Annotated in this window: 6 protein-coding genes; 2 read left to right on the forward strand and 4 right to left on the reverse strand. The window is 31.8% G+C overall.

Features of this window, described 5'->3' with window-relative positions; translation table 11 throughout:
- On the forward strand, positions 1–184 hold a 184-nt coding region (locus E1171_RS24240), incomplete at its 5' end, for a hypothetical protein (protein WP_222931428.1).
- A 109-nt stretch (positions 185–293) separates the two neighbouring features.
- On the forward strand, positions 294–917 hold the full coding sequence (locus E1171_RS06725; protein WP_155205242.1) for a hypothetical protein: 624 nt from the start codon (positions 294–296) through the stop codon (positions 915–917).
- 168 nt (positions 918–1085) lie between these two features.
- On the opposite strand, the gene E1171_RS06730 is transcribed toward E1171_RS06725, so the two are convergent.
- The 4 genes from E1171_RS06730 to E1171_RS06745 all read right to left on the reverse strand — a co-directional run.
- Positions 1086–1589, reverse strand: a complete 504-nt coding sequence (locus E1171_RS06730; RefSeq protein ID WP_155205243.1) for a thioredoxin family protein — start codon at positions 1587–1589, stop codon at positions 1086–1088.
- Positions 1590–1731: 142 nt separating this feature from the next.
- Positions 1732–2172, reverse strand: a complete 441-nt coding sequence (locus tag E1171_RS06735; protein ID WP_155205244.1) for a GNAT family N-acetyltransferase — start codon at positions 2170–2172, stop codon at positions 1732–1734.
- 247 nt (positions 2173–2419) lie between these two features.
- On the reverse strand, positions 2420–3088 hold the full coding sequence (locus tag E1171_RS06740) for a porin family protein (RefSeq protein WP_155205245.1): 669 nt from the start codon (positions 3086–3088) through the stop codon (positions 2420–2422).
- A 425-nt stretch (positions 3089–3513) separates the two neighbouring features.
- A partial coding sequence (locus tag E1171_RS06745; protein WP_155205246.1) for an alpha/beta fold hydrolase occupies positions 3514–4721 on the reverse strand: 1208 nt, incomplete at its 5' end.

The following is a 4721-nucleotide window of genomic DNA, read 5'->3' on the forward strand; positions in this document are numbered from 1 at the left end:
AAGTAACCTGATTCCTAATGAACCCGATTACAAAATAATTTCAAACATTTCATATGGTTATATTACCATACTTCTTATCACTATATTCCTAATGGACATTGTAAGAAAAAATGTTTTTAGTTACTACAAATGGTTTAAACCAAGCACAAATGAAAATGGAATAATTAATTTTCAGAAAAATTAAAAAATCATCATCTAAATGAAAGTACCATCCCTTACCACCTACATGAGCCAACTCTAAAAAAACACATTCCCTAACTTGGTCGTAGGTAAAGAATAAAAAGAGATTCAATATGAAAAAAGTATCTTTATCGCTAATAGCAATTTTGTATTGTTCTTTAACATACGCACAAACTAGAAGGGATTTGAACATAAAGTTTATGCTTCGTGGACATATCTATGCTCATTCAAGTATGGAAGATACATTGGCAGTAGGCGGTTTTGGAAGCTCAGATAATTTACCCAAAAAATTAAATAGTACTTTAGACTTTATTGAAACCGGCCTATTCTTAAAAATAGACACAACCAAAGTAATCTCCTTTGCAAAAAAATTCAATGGCTACAACTTTTACATAGTAAACAAAACGGACAGTGTTGTAAAGCTTGAGGCCTCCGACAGTAGACTAAATGTAATTGCTGAAGCTTATTTAGATAAAAAATGGCAACCTATTGAGTTTTTACCAAGTAGTTGGTGTGGAAACAGCTACCACAATGTTTATTTGAGAAATGAAGAATACTGGGAGTTTAAAGTCCCAAAATTTGATGGTAGAATATCGACACGTATTAGGTATAGACTGATGATTGGAAAAGACAAATATCTATACTCGAATGAAATCATGGGAAAAATAAATCGAAAGCAATTAACTAATAAACAAGGGCATATTCCAGATGGAATCATGGACCCTTACAATGACTAGAAAAAAAATAACTTCCAAAAGCCTGAAAACCAAAATAAAACAACCTATTATTTTCAACTTACATCTTTTAACAATTCTACATGTGTACTGGTTAATGCCACAGGAAATTGGGAATCTTAAGAAATTTCCCAACCTCCCAATGGTTTCCCTTAGCTTAGCTTAGCCAATTCATTTACCCTCAAAAGAGAATTTCTCTAAATCTGACAATGTCATGGGACCTGCATGACGCTTTATTTCTTCACCATTTTTAATTAATACAAATTGAGGAATTCCTCTCACATTAAACCGGCTCATGATAGACCTATTAAAGTCCGCATTCACTTTGGCAATACAAATATTTTCTGAATTTTCTGCAAATTCTTGTAAAGTGGAGTTCATCATAACACATGGTCCACACCATTCAGCCCAAAAATCAATTAGCACTAATTTCTCCTTCTTTAAAATACTATCGATATTCCCTGAGTTCATCACCTGAATACTGGAGCCTTTATCTTTCTCCGAAAATAGTTTAACAATTAACCTAAGCGGTAAAGTAAATGCAGCAAAAATTGTGGAAGAGAAGAAGATGACCATTGCAAATATGTAGTTAATAATAGAGGTCAAGCTCTTCTTTTCTTGAAAACTTTTCTCGGCCTTGTTTTGAAAATCTATTAATCCTTCTCTAATATTCATTTTCTACAGTGTTGTTAAAAAATTTTTTATGGAATTTATTAGTTAAAGGAGAAAAATGGAAACCTAAGTGAGGAGAAAAGTGGAAAAGAAGAATAAATCCAGTTCCTCATAAAAAATGCTTTGCGCACAAAACACTATTGACTTAATCACCCAATGTTTTGGAAAATAAAAAAGCCCTATTTTTATAACCAACAGACTCATAAAAATTATGTGCTTCTTTCCTATGGAATGAGGAATCAAGTTCAATCCGTTTGCAATAATTTTCTTCAGCTATCTTGGTAATGCTTTCCAATAATTTTTTACCCAATCCATTCCCACGAAAATCCTTATCTATCACTAATTCGTCTACATGGGCAAGGTTTCCTGCTTGCCACAAATTATTTTTAATAGTCAATGAGCAAAACCCTACAATTTTACCATCCACTTCTGCCACAATCAAATGTTGTTTAATTGAAACAAGAGCCACCAAATACACTTTCTTTAGTTTTTCATAATCTAAGGTCAAGTCTGGCCATAGTTGGTTTAATAACAGAAAAATTCCTTTAAAATCGGCATTGGTAGCTTCTCTAATGTCTAAATTCATGAATTAAATACCTTAGCATTTAACAATATTACTTTAAACTAACTCCGATTCTCCTTCTTTTGGAATTTCAAAAAATTGATCGGCATTTTCTATTTTCCTTCCTACGCAAAAATCAAAAATTGTCTTTTGTATCTTTTCTCAAAAAACGACCTAAATAACAGAGTGGTTATTGACTTTTTGTTTTTCAAATAGATTTACATAAAAAACACAGTTTTGCTTCTCCTGAAAAAACTGAAAACTCTAATGCTTACATTTTATTGATATTTTTCATTTTTTTACCAATTAGAAATCCAACAGATAATTGAAAGGTTCTGTTTTGCTCTTTAGAATTTGATGGGTCTAATAAATTACCATTTTCATCAGTCCACTGAATTTTATCCATAACAGGTAAAAAACCGTGTATATATCTAAGCTCAATTTCAATTTTTTCTCCTATTAAATAAGAAATTCCTGCGGCTAAACCTAAATCTAATTTTTTGTTATATAAAAAACTGAGATTTGCTGGTTCAGAACCAGGACTTCTTCCCCTTGCTGAAAGTAAATATCCCAGCTCCGGTCCTGCCAAAAAACTCAAGTTTTTGTTAGTTTTATAACCTATCATTATCGGTAAATTTAAATAATTCAAATGTAAGCTTGAATTACCTGATGAGTTCTTGCTTTCACTATTTTGAATCTTAGTTCCTTTATTGGAAAATAACAGTTCGGAATTAAGTATAAAGTTCTCATTCAAATTAAATTTGCTACCCAGACCAAAATGATATCCAAAACGGTATTTTAAATTGCCCCCATCTAAAAGTTCACTGGGCATAACATAATTGCCAACGTAATTAATCCCCGCTTTCACCTTGAAATTCACTTGAGAAAAAGCTTGGGGAATAATAGAAATACAAAAGATAAAGAGTAATAGTTTTTTCATATTTTATTATCTGATTGGATTCATATTTCGTGCATCAACAAGCTGTAAAATTCTTTTATTTTTTGATTAAAAAATAAAAATATTTTATCAATAGCTTGCAATGCACTTAACCATTAAAAAATAACAACAAGACTTATATTAAATAATTACACCCATAAATTTATTATAAATTTTTTAGTACTACCTAAAACATCTAATTAAATTACAGGACAAAATCTATTCATTTTTATATTGTACTCTTAATAAAATTTAATCTATTAAAAGATAATCTTAAAAACACTTCTCTTCTATTTTTAATTTGATGGTATTTTTCGAGCTAACAGATCCTGAAATAAGCTTATAAAAACAGTTTTACTTGAGGGATTCTGCTTTTACACTTGTTCTATAGAGATCAATTATAATCCTAAAATAGGCCTTGCCTCATTTTAGTTTTTATCAACGGCCATTTTTTCATTTACCAAATTCAAGCAAGAAGTATCCAGATTTCCTCGAGGGTTATCCATAAAGGAAATCATTACATTTGCTCTACATTTCTCATTTCCACCTCCATGCCCTCCTTCGTCAAGAATAAATAATTGACCATTGGTAAGTTTTTCCATTAGGATATGCCCATTTTCGGGTGGGGTTACTGGATCAAATCGATTTACAGTTATCATGGTTGGAACATCGGATACTTGAAAGGTTCTCTCATGTTTTGAAAGGCTTTCATCATGTAAGTTTCCCATTGCATGATAAATAGGGGAAAATAAACCTAAAGGAACAGGCAGGAGAGGAAGAGTTTCATAAAACTCATCGATAACTTCTGGTGAATTTTCCGGATTAAACATTTCGTATCGCTCCACTGCCAACCACATAGCAAAATTAAACCCTGGTTCAAATTCATATTGAACCAGATTCTTAATAAGAGGACCACCACCATTCAAATATTCCTTGATCAACTTAGGAACCAAGTTTCGTGAATCCGTCCAATACAATACCCTCCGTAAGAAAAATACACCTTCCTGGGCATTTAGAAAAAAAGATTTACCATTTATGTCTAATTTAAGGGGCTTTTTCTTTAGAGACTCTATAGCTGTAAAATAATCCTGTTTCAGATTAGGGTTTTCCGCAAAACAACTATCGTTATTTGCACAGTATGCAAAGACCCTATCCAATGCTAAGGAATAACTTTTCAACCGATCAATTAAGAAGTCTCCCTGCATGGGGTTTGGAGAGTTAAGAATTACAGCATTCAGGTAATTGGGATACATATCCTGTATTACTCGCCCTAATCGAGTTCCATATGAAACACCATATAAATTGTACTTTTTATAATTCAAATGTTTCATTAATAGCCCTATATCTTTAGCATTTTGAAATGTATTGTAATGTTGCAACTGAATGTTTTGCTTAATACACTTTTGTTTGTAATTGAAAATCAACTCATCCATCATCAATTGATCTTCTTTTTCATCAGTATCCTTAGCGAAGATTTTAAAAATTTCATCATTCATATTTGGCAAACTTGAGGAATATCCCATACCCCTTTGGTCCAATAGAATAATATCTCTTTTTTTCCTTACTGGACTTTTTAGCCAGTTTTTAACCCTTTGAGGAGTTAATAAAGGGTTACCTGGCCCACCTGAAAGAACAA

The sequence above is a fragment of the Xanthovirga aplysinae genome (assembly GCF_009711365.1).
Taxonomy (GTDB): Bacteria; Bacteroidota; Bacteroidia; order Cytophagales; family Cyclobacteriaceae; genus Xanthovirga; species Xanthovirga aplysinae.

Bases quoted from the DNA above. Each gene is read 5' to 3' on its own strand.
- E1171_RS06725 (WP_155205242.1), top strand. From the start codon at position 294: ATGAAAAAAGTATCTTTATCGCTAATAGCAATTTTGTATTGTTCTTTA.
- E1171_RS06730 (WP_155205243.1), bottom strand. From the start codon at position 1,589: ATGAATATTAGAGAAGGATTAATAGATTTTCAAAACAAGGCCGAGAAA.
- E1171_RS06735 (WP_155205244.1), bottom strand. From the start codon at position 2,172: ATGAATTTAGACATTAGAGAAGCTACCAATGCCGATTTTAAAGGAATT.
- E1171_RS06740 (WP_155205245.1), bottom strand. From the start codon at position 3,088: ATGAAAAAACTATTACTCTTTATCTTTTGTATTTCTATTATTCCCCAA.